Raw genomic sequence first — 17,468 nt, 5'->3', positions numbered from 1 at the left:
AATTGATATTAGTTTTATTCAACGTATACGGTGATTTTAATTGATTAAAATATTTTAATTACTGAACCACTACCGTTGTTAAATTCAGCTTCATTAATATTTTAAGGAAAAAATTATAAACGCCACTTAATAACTATTATGGAATCTCAGATGTAGAGCACACGGCTCAAAACTTGGAGATTTTAAAATGTCACATTTCACAGTTGCAGTAGTTACCACCCCTGATGGTGATGTTGTAGATGCCCTAGAACCATTTTACGAATTTGAATGCTCAGGCATTAAAAACAAATATTGCATTTCAGAATCATCATTGGACGAAATTAAAGACCAATACGAATCGACAGAAATCACTTTGATGAAAAACTCAAAGCCTATCATAGATGATGGTGAAGAACGCTATGCGTTTCTTGACGACCCTCGTTTCGTGCGTGATGCAACAGACTTCGAGCTTGATGCCATCAAAAACAACAAAGGTGATATTTTTGCTGACTTCCCGAACGGCGGTAAACATTTATCAGTGGTACAGGTCAAAAACGATGATGGTACGTACTCAAGTCGCATTCGTGATTTAGGCATGTTCATTCAATGGCATCAAAAAGATGTGCCATGTACTGAAGTGTTTGAGCTTCAACAGTTCATTAACTGGTATAACGAAAAAGTTACGCCGACTGTTTTGACAGGTGAAAAACCTGATGAAAGTTGGACAGAATGGATAGAGCTTGATGCTGACGGTAAAGTGGTCGATTACTTCACCACCACCAACCCGAATCCGAAATACGATTGGTATGAAATCGGAGGACGTTGGAAAAACATGCTGTTGCGTCTTGATGGACGAAAAGTGGATAGCTGTCCGATTGGTGAGCTAGATTTTGAAACCGAAATCAACCGCTTAAAAACCGAAGCTAACCGTGTTTATGACTATTTTGAGAAGTGTATCGGTGATGCTTCACGTACTTGGCGGTCATGGGCTGATGTTTGGTCTGATGAATCAATCGAATCAGTGAACGATAAGCGTAATTTCTATCATAACCAAGATGCAATCTTATTAATGAAAGCCAGTGATACGGATAACCTGTTTGGCATATTCGGACATGAATTTGATGAATTTTTGGTGAGCCGTGAAGAATTCCTAGCTAAAAAATCAGCAAACCCATTCGGTACGTACTGTTTCTTAGATGCTACCACTGATGCAGAAATCGGAGATTGGACAGGTTCAGAATGTGGATTGTTTGGAGAAGACTTATACAAAGAGGAAAATTGGGAATCCAAAAACCAAGCATTGCTGAAGAGCTTTCCAAGCGACTATATAGTCACGATTGTTGATTGCCATATCTAAAACCCAAACAGGGATAAGCGTAAACCCTTATCCCTTTTCTTTTGGGCATTTTTTAAAACGCATTCGATGTTTTTTAATTGATTAAAAAGGTTTTGAATTTTTAAATTTTAAATTTTAAGAAAAATTAAACAGCTATTGCGCTTTGTATAATGAATATAGATTTAATCACTATCCTTAAGGGCTTTTAATATGTGGAATACATTAGTTTTAATTCGTAAAACCGCAACGTCAAAAGAAATAAAAGACAAAGCTGATATGTATTTAAGCCAGTTAAATACTGCAACCATTTCAGCATCTCTTAAAGCTGAAATACTCTCTTTTATCGAATCTGTTTTAAACGATTAATCAACTTAGGCTCAACGCCTACAACTTGGAGAAACCCCATGAATTACTACAACACATTCACCATTCCATGCAATTTTAAAGTACAGCACATTGAAGATGGTCAATTTGTCGTGTTTTTTGCTGATGGCACTCAGTTAAGTTACCAGATTGAAAACACCAGCAAGGTTAAATGGATTGAACCTGAAGCATTCAGCTTAGAGCAAGTACTCCTAAGCTCAAAAGAGCCAATCAATGCCGATGATATTGACATCATTAAGTATGCTTCATACCGCTTAATTGCTGACACGCCATTGATTGATGATGATGGTAGCAATCCTGAACCTGATTGCCTTTACTGCAAAAAATCTAGTGACACTCTTAACAGCCTCATACTTCAAGTCACTGAAGCACATACCCTCCCATGTTGGCTACTGACATCAAACGGCGTTCATATCCTAGATATTAATGAATTGACTGAAGCTTAATAACAACAACCAGTGAAGCATGTCTATTGCTTCACTTTTTGGCAGTTGAAAACCGCATTCGATGTTTTTTTAGTTGATTAAAAAAAGGTTTAGAAATTTGGTTGTGGCCAGCGCTAGATCTGGCGCACCAGGATCAATGCTTATTTGTATGGTTCGTTAATTGCTTCCATCATTCTAATAGCATCCTCATTACTATTTTTAGCTGCTATCTGTTAAAAGTCGCAGCAAGGACCAGTAAAACAATAATAAATAATTTTAAAAAAGTTTTTGGGTTAGGTTCTATCTTAAAATAAACATATTGAAGCAGAAAGCTTAAAACTTGGAGTTGAAATGGTTTCTATTAATGAATTACTGAACAAAAACCTTGATCGCAAATATGGTCCAATTGAAGCGCATGAAGTTATAGAACTTGTTCGTGTAACTCGTGCGCCAGAATCCGTAAATAACCCTTCAATGCCATCAGTTAGAATTTCTACTGCAGATCTGCACCATATGGTTGAACAAGCTAAAAAGTTCAATTTGTGGGAAGAATGGTCCACCAAGGTTTTAGCAACTGAGTTGCCATACAACCCTTATCTTAAGCCAGTGTTTACAGGTCATAGTTTCCCACGTTCTAGCATGTCTACTGACAACTACGAAGCATTAGTACGCTCTACGTTAGTGCCGGTGCTACTACCTGAAGATAAAAAGTCTTTTATCAACCTGAATGACAAAGTTATGTCATTTAACAACCTCATGTTTGATATGCCCGATGCGATGGTGAACCATCTCATGACTGGTAAAAAACTTTGGCTATATGCAAAAAATGGGCAAGTGGTCTGGTATACCCGTGCTGAGTATGAGGCGCAAACCAAGTGGAACCAGGCTGAACAGGATGCTAAGAAAAAAATTACTGCATTGTTTGAATTATTCAATGCGCTGCAACAAGCTAAACCGATCTTTGATGCTATCGATCAGAAGAAAAACTTCAGTGCTTTACCGTTCAAATGGTTCACTGGTGTAAAAATTGTAATGTCAGGCTTGTCAGCTGGATCATGGGGCGATGGTGAAAAATCAAATACAGTGACTCACTTGGTTTTTGATGAAGACTACTCAGGATCTAAATTGGTTCGTGAGAAAAACCAGTACTTGTGCTCAGCTGGAGGCTTATTCCCTGCAGATGAAGCAAAGAAAGAATTCAAAATGAAAGTAGGTGAAGTTACCGTGGACACGGTACCGCACCTTGTTACATGTAAAGTGTGCCTAAAACGTATTTTTACGCAACTTGCATTAACTCAATCTAATTAATCAAATTTATAGGGTGTTCATCATGAATAACAAAACAATTGCCAAAAAAATGATTAACCAAGTTAAATCGGTTATCACTGACCCTCAAGCAAAAAGCTTGTTGGCTGCTTATCACGTAGAGACGTCATTTACCCACTTCTACGAAACACACAGCCACATTTACTTGGTTGGTAAAGACATTACTGCAGTCATGGCCAAACATTTTCCATACTTCACGTTTAAGACTCGTGATAACAAGAAAGCCCGTCACGGTATTGGCGATGGCTCAATGTCTGATTGCTTAAACAAGCTGCGCCGTGTGTATCGCTTAGAAATCAAAAAACCGATTAGCGAGAAGTTTATCGCTGAAGCTGGTGCACCGACTTTCACAAAAAGCCAATCTGTAAGTCCTGTTGCTTATTTGATTGATGAAGTTGTGCAACAAGAAACAGCGCCGATCGCACGATCTGACGTTCAAAACAGTTTCCAGGATCTTTTCAATTGATTTGAGGCTTATATGAATATGCATACGACTCAAAAGAGTGAGAGAGACAAAATGACAAAACGCTGTTCTGTTGATGTGAAGTCACCCTGGTTCTTCATAGAGGACCAAATCCCAAACAAAGATGGCACGGCGTTTATTGTGTGGGATGAATTCTTAGACCATGAAATTAAACCTATCCGCTGGAGCGATAAGATCCGTGACTATGCTTCAGGTGAAGTCGAATGGAGTGGAAGCTTCTTATTTTGGCGATATGATGATGGTACACCAGCTGAATCACCAAGAAGCTATCAGCAATCTTAATTTCTTATATTTCCGAGGGTGTAGCCAATTGATTTTGAGATTTGATCAATCTCTTTAAGGCAAAGGTTTGATTCCTTGAATGCCAGTTCGAGTCTGACCATCCCCGTCATTGCCAACAAATTCCCTCAAATGAATCAATTGAAGACAATCATACCAGCCTCACTAAAATAGTTACGGCTTTGACGTTCTGACTTAGGTTCCCAATCTCTATTTTTCAGATTACATGATCCAGCAGCAATTTTAGCCTTGCCAAACTTACTTTGAATGTTTTGAAACGCCGTCATTAACGCTTGCTCTTTTTCAAGCTGCTCTACGTCAGTTAGTAGGCCGATCGTGCGATGTTCTTCTTTTATCAATTCACACAACATCACGCCACATTTCTTAAACTCTATCCCCTCTTTGTACAATTTATCAATCAGTGATGTGGCAGCTTTAACCAGTTGCATCAAATTGTTTGTAGGTTGGGTAAACGTGTATGTTAACGACTTGCTGTAATACGGTTTTGACTGGTCAAATGGGTTGGATTGCAAGAAAACAATCAGAGATCCGCATAGCTGGTGTTCAGCAACAAGCCGATTGAATGCATTATGGGTATATTTGCTGACGGCTTCTTGAAGAATTGAGAGCTCAGTAATTTTCTGGCCGAAAGATTTGCTCGAGACAATCTGTTGTTTCGCCTTAGGTGAACTTTCAAATTCAAAGCATGGCTGGCCAAGCAATTCTAAAATCGTACTTTGCATATTCACATTGAAGAGTTCACGCATTCGATTCGGGTTGGATGTTGCAAGATCCAGCACACTTAAAATCCCCATGTCATTAAGCTTTTTAGCGTACTTTCGCCCTACACCCCATATTTCATCAACTGGCATGCTTTGATAGTAGCTTTCGACATCTACCAGGCTCATTGTCACTAAATTACAGATTCCATTTAATTCTGGATTCTTTTTGGCAAGGTTGTTGGCCATTTTACTTTCAGTCAGTGTTCTACCAACACCCACGCACGTTGTTAAGCCAATAAACTTATATACTTGATGCCGAATCTCCCGTGCCATTTCAGTAGCATCAAAGTTTTTAGTAAATTGAGTAAATTCTATAAAGCCTTCATCAATGCTGTAAATGCTGTAACAGCTTGGATCTACAAAACCAGATAATATTCCATGAAAACGGCGTGACATTTCGCCATATAGCGCAAAATTGCTCGATAGCACATGAACGTTATGTTTATTGATGATGTCTTGGACCTTAAAGAGTGGCGCACCCATCGGGATTTTTAAGAGTTTAGCTTCAGCGCTTCTCGCGATGATTGTTCCATCATTAGAGCTTAAGACAACGCATGGTTTACCCTTTAACTTAGGGTTCCAAAATGCTTCCATCGAACAATATGCCGAATTTATATCAACATGAATAAATACCCGGTTTGTCATTTTCGTGCGTCTTTAATGATGTAAGTCACTACGCCCCACACAATCAATTCCTGTTCAGGTTTTAGAAAAATATGTGAGTGCTCTTGGTTTTCTGCTTTAAGCCAAACTGGAGGGATAGATTTTGCATCTGGACCAAAAATTTCATTAATTTCACCAGCTGACATTTGCTTGGTGATCATCAACCGCTTAACGGTAAAGTCTGTTTCTAGCTGAGCAACAATAATATCTAGATGCTTGGCGTCTAAGCTTCTATCGATTATGAGCTTATCGTTAATATCTATACCGGCATTTAGCATGGAACGAGAGCCTACTTTACCAATAAACGTAGAGTACTCATTGGTGATCAGCATTTCGTTGAGATCGACCGACTTTTCAATAAAATCTTGTGCTGGTGATGCAAATCCAGCCGACAGCAGCTCTAACGCCACTGGAATGCGTTTAGGTGCACCAGGAGCAAGAGCTTCAATTTCAACTAAATCACCAGCTTTAAGCGGTATTTCTGATTTTTCTGACATCTCAAGACCGGTGAAAGAATATATATACCAATTCTATTTCTTGCATGTCTGATGATCAATCAAAAAATAAAAACCAGTAGGCATGCCACTTGCCTACTGGTCGTATTGGAAGTTCAAAATTGACTTAGATCTTAGAAAAACTCAAGTGATATAAGGCTGTTGCGCGTACTAAATTTTGACGCGGTGATTTTGGTTTCCAGGCCTGGTCAGACCATGGCCAGAGATCAGGAACCGACTCACTTGTATATGCAGATGGTTTAGAGGGAATTCATCGCATAAACAGATTGAGCATTTAATAGCGTTGAATGTTAAATATCTACGGCAAACTGCTTTCAGATTCATGAATTGGGTTTGTTCAAAAACAGCGTTATTAATTAAAAACTAAAACGCCTTTCCACATGTACAAAACCAGTAGAATAAAACCAATAAGAATATGCACTTCGATAATGACTATTAGCCAGCTTCTGCACATATTGAATAAATACTTAAAGAACGATGGCGCTTGGTGTTTATATTCGTTTTCTTCTTCGTAGTCATCTGTATTGACATGGTTCCAAAACGGTTTCTCTTTGGTTTTACACGGGTTGTCATTATCAGATTTAGACAAAATTTTTACCTTTTATAACCTAACCAATTAGATAATTATATTAAATCTATTAGCCACAAAAACTTTATCAAAAAACTTTTTTTCGTTAATTTATTTGTTTAATGCACTGATCAAATTAAATGTGAGTGACTTGGACCTATCTAATCGTATGAAACTGAGTGTTACTGAAGTTGGACATCTATATTCACTTGAATACACAACCAAGATTGAAGTGCTGGAAGAAGCATTTTTAGCATTAGGACTTTGGATCTTCAGGTTATTTAATTAACTTCTACCCTTTTGACCTAGCCTAGCTAGGTTTTTTTTTGAAAAAATTTTAAAGCCCAAACAGTCTTTAAAATGAATACATCAAGCTCATTGCTTAAAACCTGGAGTATTCAAGATGTATCTACGCTACACGATGTTTAAAACAGATGGAGAAAAAGTCCTTAGTTCGCACGGCATTGGGTTAAGCAACTGCTTTATTTACCATGCAGCGGAAATACTCTACAAAGAGGTTCAAAATTCTGCATCTTTTGACCGTTACATTGAGAGATTATCAAAGTGTAATACGATCAAATACAACCACGAACGACACGGCGACAAAGCACGTATTGTCTATTTTGCACCTGAAGATCTAACGCGTGTCTCTTACAGTACAACATATAGCGAACGGGTTGAAAATGCCAATATCGATAGCTTTGACTTGATTACCCTGTACGCTGAGTACAAAACTATTTTTAGTTGTATCTATTTTGATATATCAACGAATACCTGGTCTGTACGTACATACACTGATGTATTAACATCAATGGGCATGTTAAAGCCACCAGTAGCACAGTTAGCATTTGCAATATAAGAGCCCCTGAAAAGTCTTATACCCACCTAGCATTGACCAATCAATGCTAGGTTTTTTTTACGATGCAATTTGATATTTCATTTCATGTTTAAAGTTTGCTTTGACAAGTGCATGGGATAGATCTGGAGGTACTGAGTTACCTACCATTCTGTATTGCTCAGTTTTCGTCAGCTTAATTTTTTGGTTATTTTCATCTACACCATGAGTAAAGATGTAATTGCTTGGAAAGCCCTGAGCCTTATACAACTCAAATGGTTGAATCATCCTAAAACCAATGTCTTCAATATAATAATGTTCATTAGACTTCCGTCATAAATCAAAAAACGTACAATTTATTTGATCTTAAATTAATCAGCAAAATTATTTAATCCAAGGGATAATCTTTGGATGAAATTCAAAGATATTCAAAAATTATCAGACGTTAAGTTTCGTAGGCTTACCGGTGTTAGTTGGGCTACATTTAACCTCATGTTGGCCGAGCTAAATAAGGAGTTACCTTGTCATATTGGTAAAGGACGACCACATAAATTACCGTTGGAAGATCGTTTACTCTTATGTATAGAATATTGGAGAGAATATCGAACATTTTTCCATCTTGGTATGAGTTACGGTGTATCTGAAACGAGTGCAATTCGTATCACACGCGTTATTGAAGATACCTTAATCCGTTCTGGAAAATTTAACTTGCCAAAACAACTTCCTAATCGAGATGAAGTGGATTGGGAAGTTGTTGTGATTGATGCAACTGAAATATTAGTTCAACGTCCAAAAAAAACAGAAGAAATGGTATAGCGGTAAAAAAAAGCGACATACCTTTAAATTTCAGCTATCTATGCACTATACAACAGGTGAAATACTGAGTGTATGTGGAAGTCATGGAAGCATGCATGATTTTAAAATATTTAAAAAAAGCATGAGGAAATTAAAATTTAAGCCCTTTTTTATCGTTGATAAGGGGTATTTAGGGATAAAGAAATTGGGTTTTGGATGCCTCATGCCATCTAAAGCAAAGAAAACTGAAAAACTAGATTCTGAATTAAAAAAGTTAAATAAAGAGATTGGTCGTAGACGAATTCAAGTAGAGCATGTATTTGGAAGGATGAAATGTTTTAAGATTTTATCTTGTGTATATAGAAATCGTCGTAAACGATTAAACCTGCGGTTTAATTTACTTGCTGGCATATACAATTTAGATTGGGTGAAAGATAAACAATTAAATTGGTTGAAAAATGATTTATGAAGGAAGTCTATTATTGATTTCGATTAAGCCGAAACGTTCAAACAAGTCATTCTTAAAGTTGAATTGCCCGGTAAATTTCAAAAGTAGCGCACGTACTTCCGCAAACTGATTCACGGTCGTTAACGTGTGAAATGGTTCTGATAGCTCTTGGCCAGTGCACCCCTTTTTCATTTTAGATAGGTGACACACGTATAGCGCATGTGTACCGCCTTTTGTTTCTGCTGTAATTGTACGTAATGGCTCATTTATTGGCATGGATCTACGACTTGAACCATTGGCACACTCAGTAAGAATTGGCGCCACATTGTCCACGATGTAAGGTTTTGGGTTGTGAACGATATATTTTAAAATCCCCCTCACAATTCGCTCTAATGTAGCTGGTGCTAAAGGTTTTTTACGCTTGAATATGCTTAGGGTGTGTTGACACTTTTAGTTTAAAAAAATAGCGAAGTAGTAAAATCAAATCGCCAAACCCAATTTTACTATTCGCTATGCCTCGTACCATGCTGACAGATCAACACTGGCAAAAGTTGAAAGTTATTCTGCGTAATTTATCCATTCACCACAACTCAAATTTACGCAATTTTATTGAAGCTATTCTCTATAGAATTAGAACAGGCTGTCCGTGGCGAGATATTCCTTCTTGTTTTGGTCATTCCAACTCTATTTTCAAACGTTTTAATCGTTGGTCAAGCAGCGGTAAGTTACTTAGATTATTCAAATTACTAGCCTCATGCCCCGATATGGAGTGGATTTTTATTGATGGCTCTCATGTACGTGCTCATCAACATTCTGCCGGTATAGCGAATCAATCTATTTCTAAAAGTGTAGGAGGAAACTCCTCAAAAATACATTTGATTGTTGATGCACATGGCAATCCTATTGATTTCATGATTACCGATGGAACCACACATGATGTTAAAGTTGCACCTGATTTAATATCAACATTAGATTTAAAAGAGACAAAAGTGGTATGTGCAGATAAAGGCTATGATTCAGAACCACTGCATGAACAGATCAGGAAAACAGGGACTAAAGCGAATATACCAAAGAAAACAAATAGCCAATCGAACAATGACCATATGGACTGGTATTTATATAAAATCAGGCATTTAGTTGAAAATATGTTTTGTAGATTAAAGCAATTTAGAGGAATAGCTACTCGATATGACAAGCTCAAAAGAAATTATCAAAGTTCTGTTGCTTTAGCCTGTATATTTTTATGGCTACCTTTATAGGGTTAATTATGAACAGTAAATGTCAACAGACCCTACTTAAAAATTCTTTAGCTTTAATGGATTTTTAAATTAAGCTGAAATTAGCTTTATTTTCCTTTATAGTTACCATGACCAAATCCTGCTTTTTATAAAGCGGGATTTTGTTATATGTGATATTCAATATGTTCCGGACAATTAAGTTATGACTTTCCAAAGTTTTGAAGTAGTACATGTGGTTGCTATGGACAACCAACGTTGTATTGGTAAGGATAACGATCTGCCTTGGCATATTTCTCCTGATTTAAAACACTTTAAAGAAATTACCCAAGGTGGGGTAATTATCCTTGGTCGTAAAAATTTTGATTCGATTGGTCGTCCGCTTCCTAAACGTGTAAATTGGGTAATTACTCGAAACCATAATTGGAATTTTGACGGCGTTAAAGTTGCACATTCAATCGAAGAAGCCTTAGAGAAATCTATTCCTGACGTTCAAGCATCAGAGAAACCAAATACAATTTTTATTATTGGTGGTGGTGAGATTTTCAAGCAAACCATCAATATTGTGGATCGACTAGAGCTTACTCATGTTGATTTAAATGTTGAAGGTGATATTTTTTATCCTAAAATTCCAAATGATTTTGTGAAGATAGCGTCAGAACAACATATTGATGACAAAACCGGCATTGCTTTTGAGTTCGCAACCTACAGAAAATAAAACCTATTTCTCATGAAAAAGTGATGATGCAGGGACGCGAATATATCTCCAGACATTGGAGTCTGTGGCTGCTGGGCAGCCTGTTTACTTTATTCGTCATTCTGTCGAGCCTGTGGCTCAGCCTCATGCTGTGGGTTCATCTTCCCATCGGCAAAATCGGCAGCTTGATACTGATTGGACTCTGGCTGACCTTTGCGCTGGTCGTTCTCGGGATTTATTTCACCCGGCATCTGATCTCCCGCCAAGTGGATAGCGTTCTTTATCTTCTGGCCTTTTTATTCTGTTTGCTAGGATATTTCAGTCTGGAAGCGCGTCAGGATCGAGAGTGGAATCCTGAGGTTTCCCAGCTTCTGCATTATGAGCAGCAAGGCGATCAGGTTACCTTACACAATATCCGCAACTTTGACTGGCAGGCCGATGGTCGCTATATCGAACGCTGGGAAAGCCGCAGTTTTGATCTGAATCAGATTACTGGCGTGAACATCATTACTTCCTACTGGATGGGGCCTAAAATTGCCCATACCCTGGTCAGCTTCGATTTTGCCAATCAAAAGCCACTCACCTTCTCGATTGAAATCCGCAAGGAAAAGAATGAAGAGTTTTCAGCGATTGGTGGCTTTTTCCGAAAATATGAACTGAGTCTGGTCGCATCGGATGAAAAGGATATTGTCTATACCCGTAGCAATGTCCGTGGTGAACAGGTCTATTTTTTCCCAGTCAAAATGCCGCAAGCTCAGGCTAAAGCGCTATTCAAGGAATATCTGCGTCAGGCCGATGAGCTGGCCCAAAAGCCAAAATGGTACAATACCCTGACCAGTAATTGCACCACACTAGTCTTTGATATGGTTCAGGCGATATCGCAACAACAGCTACCCTCAGATTACCGGTTGCTGGCCTCCGGCTATTTACCGAATTATCTCTATGATCTTAAAGTACTAGAACAGTCTTGGGATATGCACACTTGGTATCAACGGGCACATGTCAATCCACGGGTAGAACGCACCGCTAATCTCTCCAGTCAGGACTATTCACGCCTGATCCGGCAGGGCCTACCAAAACCCGACATGCGATAACTGTGTAGCAAATCCACTTCAATAAAGATACAAAATCAACTGGAACCTTGATCATTTTTTTGTTTATATACAAATAGCTAGTCAATGATCAGAGTATCTCTCATGCTAAAAAAATTAACTGCAATCGCGATTTTAGGCTCGGTTCTAACGGTCATGGGCTGCGAAACTGTGCCCAATACAGCCACGACACAAACCGCGAATCATTTACAACTTTTGCAAAATCGTACTTGGATTGCGACCCAGATTGGTAATACTGAAATCAAGACTGCGCCAACCGCACGCAATGTTCCGAGTCTGCAATTTGATGCCAGTACCCAGCGCGTTTCAGGTTCAGATAGCTGTAACCGGATTATGGGCAGCTACACAGCAGCAAAAGATACGCTGACCCTGAGTCAAATGGCTACTACCCGTATGGCTTGCATGAACAACGATCAGCTTGATCAGAAATTTAATGAAGCTTTAGCTAAAGTGACGCATTATCAGGTATTTGCTAAAACCTTAAAATTACTGGATCGCCATGGAAATCTCTTGATCCAGCTGGAAAGTGCTGTTCAGCCGCGTTAATACTTCCCTACAAAAAGCCTGTATGGACAGGCTTTTTTATCTTTCATACTGATGAGCTGGAATTTAACCATCAGCCCGATTGAGTTATTTAATTGAATGAGGAATCAACCATGCAACAGGCACTTTTCGGTGGGGGATGCTTTTGGTGTACTGAAGCCGTATTTTTACAGATTCAGGGAGTTCAGCAAGTCGTCAGCGGTTACGCAGGTGGGCACACAACTTAAACATTCATAATTAAGGTCCACACATTGAGCAGCTGTCTTCCATGGTTGTTTTTTCGTTTTTTGAGGTGCAAAAAAGTCAAATTCAGCATGTGTGGGTTCTGGCCAGACGATCGGTAAATTGTCACGCCGAGCAATTAAGAAAAATCTATTTCTCAATGTCGGTGCACCATAGTCGCATGCTCGTAGTTCACGATATTCGACCGTGTACCCTTGGTACCTGAGCGCATTCACGAAACAGTTAAACGTTCGCCCTTTCCGCTTTAAAATCGGTTTACCGTTCTTATCCAAATCACCCCATTCAACAAACTCAACCACGTTTTCAAGCATGATGATTCGTGGTCGAACTGTTGCAGCCCACCTTAAAGCAATCCAAGCTAAACCGCGGATCTTCTTGTTTAACGGCTTGCCACCTTTCGCACGGCTATGATGTTTACAGTCTGGACTAAGCCAAACCAAGCCAACAGGTTGATTGCCCGTAATCTTTACAGGGTTAACATCCCAAACACTCTCGCAGTAGTGCTTTGTTTTTGGATGATTGATGCGATGCATGGCCAAGGCTTTCGGATCATGATTAATTGCAATATCAATCGGTCTACCGAACGCACGTTCTAAACCAGTTGATGTACCGCCACCGCCAGCAAAGTTATCAACGATTAATTCATGTGGAAGCAAGTTATACATAGAAATTCCCTCTTACAAATGCCCCTTTATGGCTTAGATCTCTTAATTCATGCGGTACATCTTCTGGAGACAGATACCTATAAGCATGAATAACCTTGCTCAGATTCATACAGCCACCCCCATGCTTTCAACGGCACTTTCTAATGTTTGATGTGCTGAATAATCATCACAGTCGTAATAATCGTCATCGATCAAATTAGAGATGTCGTAGTCACTCAAACCGCTATTTAAACAGCGACTCAAAAGCTCAGGATCTAAACGATCATACTTGTTGCAAATCGTCATTAACGAATTGCTATGTGCGTTGTTTGCCGTGAAAAATGAGTATGCAAAACCTTCAGGCGTTACGCTTCTAGCATTCTTAGTCGCAATACTATTGCCACCGTATAGGCGGTGCATTTTAGAGCCCTCAACAGGTTCAACAGGTGCAATTGGTAGGTCGGCATTGAAACGGCCCCACAATAATGTTTTCTTTGTGTATGTATCACCAAAATGAAACGGATCAAACGACAGACGCCACGGCGACAACCCGGTTAAGCTCGCAATACGCCCTACTGGATTCTCAATTGCCCAAATATTCGGTTTAAAAAATTCAATTGTTCTTAAAGTTTGGTACACCAGCTCAATACTGCTTAACGTGCGACCATCAGCATCTTTGGCAGTAAAATGTCTTGCACCAGAAACAGCAAAGTCTGTACATGGGCATGCAGCTAAAATCGCATGAACGTCCAAACCATCAAAGCATGCAAAAAGCTCGTTAAAGAATTCCACGCTGAAGTTATTAATATCGCCAAAATAAGGATCTGCCTGTATATCAAACCGAAATACTTGATAGCCAGCATCAACCCATGGTTGTGACCATGTGCCAGACAAATCAAAAAGAGAAAGGACAATTTTTTGGTTGTTTTGGTTGCGGATCGTTGGATCTAGATATTGGTTAAACGCAACGTTTTTCCATTGTTCTAAACGTTCTAATGCGGAAGATCTGGACATCCAGCCATTAGCTTCAACATATGCTTGTGATTTCTTATTTAAGCGAACAACTTCATTCTTATGCGGTGCATCAAAGATGTTTGAAATCTTAAACTCAGCATCAATAAAACTACTTCTTGCATCCAATAAAAGAGAGATGGATCCGGAAATTTGAACAACTCCTATAAGTGATACTCTGCTCCTCAAATGATGTTATAAACATCAATATATGGAGTATTTTATGGCACGTAGACCAAGAAGAAATCATTCAAACGACTTTAAGGCTAAGGTAGCACTTGCTGCGATCAAAGCAGAAAAAACACTTGCTGAATTGAGTTCTGAGTTTGATGTTCATCAAAACCAAATTATTGACTGGAAAAATCAATTGATCTCAGCTTCCTCACAAGCTTTCGATCAATCAAAAGCTCCATCAGAACCTCCCATTGATCTTAAAAAGTTACATGCAAAAATCGGTGAGCAGGCATTAGAAATTGATTTTTTAGAAGGTGTGTTGAAGAAACTGGGCCGCTTCAACCACAAAAGTTAATCGATCACTCACTTCAGATTTCAGTATCTAAACAAGCTAAGTTACTGAAAGTCTCTCGTGGTTGTTATTATTATCGCCCAAAACCTGTTAGCTCATCAGATCTGAAGCTGATGCGATGTATTGATGAATTACATATGCAATATCCTTTTGCAGGCAGTCGTATGATGCGTGATTTGTTGAATCGTCAAGGGCATCATATAGGACGACGTCATACACGTACTTTAATGAAGAAAATGGGTATTCAGGCGTTATATTGCAAACCAAATTTAAGCCAGGCTAATCAAGCTCACCGTAAATATCCATATCTGCTCAAAGGATTGGCTATTCAGCGCAGTAATCAAGTGTGGTCTACTGATATAACGTATATCCCTATGGCAAAAGGCTTTGTTTATTTATGTGCTGTGATTGATTGGCATAGCCGCAAGGTACTTGCGCATAGGGTATCGATTAGTATAGCCTAACGGAACAAAATAAAGTCTTAAAAAGCAACTCAAAAACCGTATTTATAGACTTAATATTTAATTTCGGTACAATATGTATTTAATTATCTAAACTCTAACGGTACAGAATGTCTAATCAGGTCGGATATATTCGAGTCAGTTCAACTGAACAAAATACTGAACGTCAATTAGATGGAATCAGCCTGGATAAGACCTTTACTGAAAAGGCAAGCGGTGGTAGCCGTGAACGTCCTCAGTTAAATGCAATGCTCGACTATCTGCGTGAAGGTGATACGGTGCATGTTCATAGTATTGATCGTCTGGCACGTAATACAAATGATCTGAACGAAATTGTGAATAGTCTGAATGATCGTGGTATAACCATTATTTTTCATAAAGAGAATTTGACCTTCAGTCATGATGTAGCACAATCGGCAATAAATAAACTCATGTTTCAGATGCTTGCTGCATTTGCAGAGTTTGAACGCTCCATGATCCGTGAGCGTCAAAAGGAAGGAATTGCAAAAGCCAAAGCGAAGGGCTTATATAAGGGAAGAAAGCGGAAGGTTGACTATGTTGAAATACGAAAAGCAATGGCTGAAGAAAATTCAACATTTAGAGGTGTTGCAGAAAAGTTTAAAGTAGGGATAGCAACAGTACAAAGAGCTTTAAAAGAAGAAACTAATAATCAATAAGGTTGATTAATGAAGACGCTTAGATATTCAAATTTAGAAAAGATCATGACCATTTATACTGAAATTTCTACTTATATTACATTTCATAATGCGACTGGTTTAACAGATATAAATAAATCAATGGAAGATTTTTGAACCGTACCGGGTTTGTCGGAGACCAAGCTTTCTGAGAGAATGTCCCGATGAAAAAAGTAAAATATACCCCTGAAATCAGAGAAAGAGCGGTTCAATTATTGATTGAATCCGAGAAAGATTATCCATCGAATTGGGCTGCGATCACCGCTATTGCTCCCTGAGCAGTATACTGCGCAAGGGTTGTACTCCTGAAACACTACGTGTTTGGTATCAAAAATATTTAGATAAACAAAATCCAGTTAAAGTACAGCAGCTTTCAGACCAAGAACGTATCAAACAACTCGAACGCGAAAATAAAGAACTGCAACGCGCCAATGAAATTCTACGTAAAGCAGCCGCTTTTTTCGCCCAGGCGGAGCTCGACCGCCCACACAAATAATGGTGGATTTTATCCATAATAATAAAGAGCTGTACGGAGTCGAGGCGATTTGTAGAATTTTACCGATCGCACCTTCAACCTATTACCGGACTCTAGATCTCTGTGAAAATCCAGAACATCGAGCAAAGCGAGATTTACATGACTTGCATCATGCTGAGGAGATTAAACAAATTTGGAAGGAAAGTTCAGGTCGGTATGGTGTACGTAAAGTCTGGCAAAAACTGAAACGTGAAGGCTATATTATTGCGCGCTGTACTGTTGCTCGATTAATGCAAAAGCTAGGTATACAAGGTGTTTGGCGTGGTAAGAACAAACAAACCACCCGTAGCCGAGATGACCAAAAACGAGCAGATGATTTAGTGAAACGTAATTTTACTGCTGATCATCCTGACCAACTGTGGGTGAGTGACTTTACGTATATTCAAACAAATTCAGGCTGGGTTTATACTGCATTTATTATTGATGTGTTCTCACGAGCAATTGTTGGATGGAAAGTATCGACACGGATGAATACAGATATGGTGCTCGATGCATTGGAGCAAGCATTGCATGATCGAGGCATGCCAAAGAATGTGATTCATCATTCCGACAGAGGTGTGCAATATCTTTCCATTCGCTATACCAATCGTTTAGAAGCAGCAAATTTACGAGCATCAGTCGGTACGACTGGTGATTCATACGATAATGCTTTGGCTGAAACGGTGAATGGCTTATACAAAACAGAGGTGATTGAATATCTAAAAGCAGATTGGCAAGGTTTAGCGGATGTACAACTTGCGACACTAAATTGGGTAGATTGGTTCAATAAAGAGCGTGTACATAGTGCACTAGGTTATGTATCACCTTTTGATTTTGAAGCAATGTACTATGATAAGATTAACCCGTTAGGTCAGGTGGCCTAACTTAAATAAAAAACTCTCCGACAAACCCGGTACGGTTCAGTTGATTGAATTATAGGGGCTATCAATGCGAGTTGGAAAATCAAA

General features: G+C 38.8%; 17 protein-coding genes, 7 pseudogenes and 1 other annotated feature. Of the genes and pseudogenes, 17 read left to right on the top strand and 7 right to left on the bottom strand.

All coding sequences use genetic code 11. From position 1 onward, the window contains the following. Positions 1-187 precede the first annotated feature (187 nt). The 6 genes from MZO21_RS14180 to MZO21_RS14155 all read left to right on the top strand — a co-directional run bounded on the left by MZO21_RS14180 (position 188) and on the right by MZO21_RS14155 (position 4,216). On the top strand, positions 188-1,336 hold the full coding sequence (locus MZO21_RS14180) for a hypothetical protein (protein WP_248104113.1): 1,149 nt from the start codon (positions 188-190) through the stop codon (positions 1,334-1,336). A 189-nt stretch (positions 1,337-1,525) separates the two neighbouring features. Next, positions 1,526-1,681, top strand: coding sequence for a hypothetical protein (locus MZO21_RS14175; RefSeq protein ID WP_005006030.1), 156 nt, complete (start codon positions 1,526-1,528; stop codon positions 1,679-1,681). 38 nt (positions 1,682-1,719) lie between these two features. Next, complete coding sequence (locus tag MZO21_RS14170) at positions 1,720-2,145, top strand: hypothetical protein (RefSeq protein WP_024160768.1); 426 nt, start codon at positions 1,720-1,722, stop codon at positions 2,143-2,145. 330 nt (positions 2,146-2,475) lie between these two features. Then, positions 2,476-3,432 carry a hypothetical protein gene (locus MZO21_RS14165; RefSeq protein ID WP_228160841.1) on the top strand — a complete coding sequence of 319 codons (957 nt, stop codon included), beginning with the start codon at positions 2,476-2,478 and terminating at the stop codon, positions 3,430-3,432. Positions 3,433-3,454: 22 nt separating this feature from the next. Next, on the top strand, positions 3,455-3,916 hold the full coding sequence (locus MZO21_RS14160) for a hypothetical protein (protein ID WP_046127872.1): 462 nt from the start codon (positions 3,455-3,457) through the stop codon (positions 3,914-3,916). 51 nt (positions 3,917-3,967) lie between these two features. Continuing rightward, a complete protein-coding gene (locus MZO21_RS14155; RefSeq protein WP_033917550.1) occupies positions 3,968-4,216 on the top strand; it encodes a hypothetical protein in 249 nt (82 codons plus the stop codon). Between the two features lie 134 nt (positions 4,217-4,350). Here the strand turns inward: MZO21_RS14155 and MZO21_RS14150 are convergent, their stop codons facing one another. From MZO21_RS14150 to MZO21_RS14140, 3 genes are all read right to left on the bottom strand, one after another. Continuing rightward, entirely contained in the window at positions 4,351-5,589 is a 1,239-nt protein-coding gene (locus MZO21_RS14150) for a Y-family DNA polymerase (protein ID WP_236754007.1), read from the bottom strand. A 47-nt stretch (positions 5,590-5,636) separates the two neighbouring features. Further along, entirely contained in the window at positions 5,637-6,155 is a 519-nt protein-coding gene (umuD, locus tag MZO21_RS14145; RefSeq protein WP_033917549.1) for a translesion error-prone DNA polymerase V autoproteolytic subunit, read from the bottom strand. A gap of 370 nt (positions 6,156-6,525) precedes the next feature. Continuing rightward, the gene (locus tag MZO21_RS14140; protein WP_038350011.1) at positions 6,526-6,762 is read right to left on the bottom strand and encodes a hypothetical protein; all 237 of its coding nucleotides are present in this window, start codon (positions 6,760-6,762) and stop codon (positions 6,526-6,528) included. Between the two features lie 400 nt (positions 6,763-7,162). Here MZO21_RS14140 and MZO21_RS14135 point away from each other — a divergent pair, with 400 nt between their 5' ends. Beyond that, positions 7,163-7,600: a hypothetical protein gene (locus MZO21_RS14135; protein WP_038350010.1), complete on the top strand. Its 438-nt coding sequence runs from the start codon at positions 7,163-7,165 to the stop codon at positions 7,598-7,600. Positions 7,601-7,657: 57 nt separating this feature from the next. On the opposite strand, the pseudogene MZO21_RS14130 reads toward MZO21_RS14135, so the two are convergent. Further along, a pseudogene (locus MZO21_RS14130) lies at positions 7,658-7,897 on the bottom strand (DNA cytosine methyltransferase); the annotation flags it as partial. A 90-nt stretch (positions 7,898-7,987) separates the two neighbouring features. On the opposite strand from MZO21_RS14130, the gene MZO21_RS14125 reads away from it, so the two are divergent. Both MZO21_RS14125 and MZO21_RS14120 read left to right on the top strand, forming a co-directional pair. Beyond that, a complete protein-coding gene (locus MZO21_RS14125; protein ID WP_152872730.1) occupies positions 7,988-8,392 on the top strand; it encodes a transposase family protein in 405 nt (134 codons plus the stop codon). A 37-nt stretch (positions 8,393-8,429) separates the two neighbouring features. Then, positions 8,430-8,840 (top strand): annotated as a pseudogene (locus tag MZO21_RS14120) (transposase family protein); the annotation flags it as partial. On the opposite strand, the gene MZO21_RS14115 reads toward MZO21_RS14120, so the two are convergent. Beyond that, a complete protein-coding gene (locus tag MZO21_RS14115; RefSeq protein WP_248129691.1) occupies positions 8,835-9,152 on the bottom strand; it encodes a hypothetical protein in 318 nt (105 codons plus the stop codon). The pseudogene MZO21_RS14120 and the gene MZO21_RS14115 sit on opposite strands and share 6 nt — an antisense overlap. Positions 9,153-9,331: 179 nt before the next feature. On the opposite strand from MZO21_RS14115, the pseudogene MZO21_RS14110 reads away from it, so the two are divergent. The 5 genes and pseudogenes from MZO21_RS14110 to MZO21_RS14090 all read left to right on the top strand — a co-directional run. Beyond that, a pseudogene (locus tag MZO21_RS14110) lies at positions 9,332-10,097 on the top strand (IS5-like element ISAba31 family transposase). Positions 10,098-10,259: 162 nt separating this feature from the next. Next, positions 10,260-10,772: a trimethoprim-resistant dihydrofolate reductase DfrA41 gene (dfrA41, locus tag MZO21_RS14105; RefSeq protein ID WP_248104154.1), complete on the top strand. Its 513-nt coding sequence runs from the start codon at positions 10,260-10,262 to the stop codon at positions 10,770-10,772. Positions 10,773-10,795: 23 nt separating this feature from the next. Further along, positions 10,796-11,845, top strand: coding sequence for an Lnb N-terminal periplasmic domain-containing protein (locus tag MZO21_RS14100; RefSeq protein ID WP_077170331.1), 1,050 nt, complete (start codon positions 10,796-10,798; stop codon positions 11,843-11,845). A 102-nt stretch (positions 11,846-11,947) separates the two neighbouring features. Then, positions 11,948-12,409, top strand: a complete 462-nt coding sequence (locus MZO21_RS14095) for an META domain-containing protein (protein ID WP_033917524.1) — start codon at positions 11,948-11,950, stop codon at positions 12,407-12,409. Between the two features lie 110 nt (positions 12,410-12,519). Continuing rightward, a pseudogene (locus tag MZO21_RS14090) lies at positions 12,520-12,630 on the top strand (peptide-methionine (S)-S-oxide reductase); the annotation flags it as partial. Here the strand turns inward: MZO21_RS14090 and MZO21_RS14085 are convergent. Next, positions 12,628-13,314, bottom strand: a pseudogene (locus MZO21_RS14085) (DNA cytosine methyltransferase); the annotation flags it as partial. The pseudogenes MZO21_RS14090 and MZO21_RS14085 sit on opposite strands and share 3 nt — an antisense overlap. Before the next feature lie 105 nt (positions 13,315-13,419). Next, positions 13,420-14,433, bottom strand: coding sequence for a DNA cytosine methyltransferase (locus MZO21_RS14080; RefSeq protein ID WP_042893681.1), 1,014 nt, complete (start codon positions 14,431-14,433; stop codon positions 13,420-13,422). A gap of 82 nt (positions 14,434-14,515) precedes the next feature. Here MZO21_RS14080 and MZO21_RS14075 point away from each other — a divergent pair. The 3 genes and pseudogenes from MZO21_RS14075 to MZO21_RS14065 all read left to right on the top strand — a co-directional run. Continuing rightward, positions 14,516-15,288 (top strand): annotated as a pseudogene (locus tag MZO21_RS14075) (IS3 family transposase); the annotation flags it as partial. A gap of 113 nt (positions 15,289-15,401) precedes the next feature. Continuing rightward, positions 15,402-15,968: a recombinase family protein gene (locus tag MZO21_RS14070; RefSeq protein ID WP_248104262.1), complete on the top strand. Its 567-nt coding sequence runs from the start codon at positions 15,402-15,404 to the stop codon at positions 15,966-15,968. 182 nt (positions 15,969-16,150) lie between these two features. Further along, positions 16,151-17,384 (top strand): annotated as a pseudogene (locus MZO21_RS14065) (IS3 family transposase). Next, positions 16,440-16,556 (top strand) — a sequence feature (AL1L pseudoknot). Its footprint overlaps the pseudogene before it by 117 nt. Positions 17,385-17,468 lie beyond the last annotated feature (84 nt).

The organism is Acinetobacter portensis (assembly GCF_023158935.1).
Taxonomy (GTDB): domain Bacteria; phylum Pseudomonadota; class Gammaproteobacteria; order Pseudomonadales; family Moraxellaceae; genus Acinetobacter; species Acinetobacter faecalis.
Note: the sequence above shows the minus strand (reverse complement) of the source record. Positions and strands in the feature narration are given on the sequence as shown.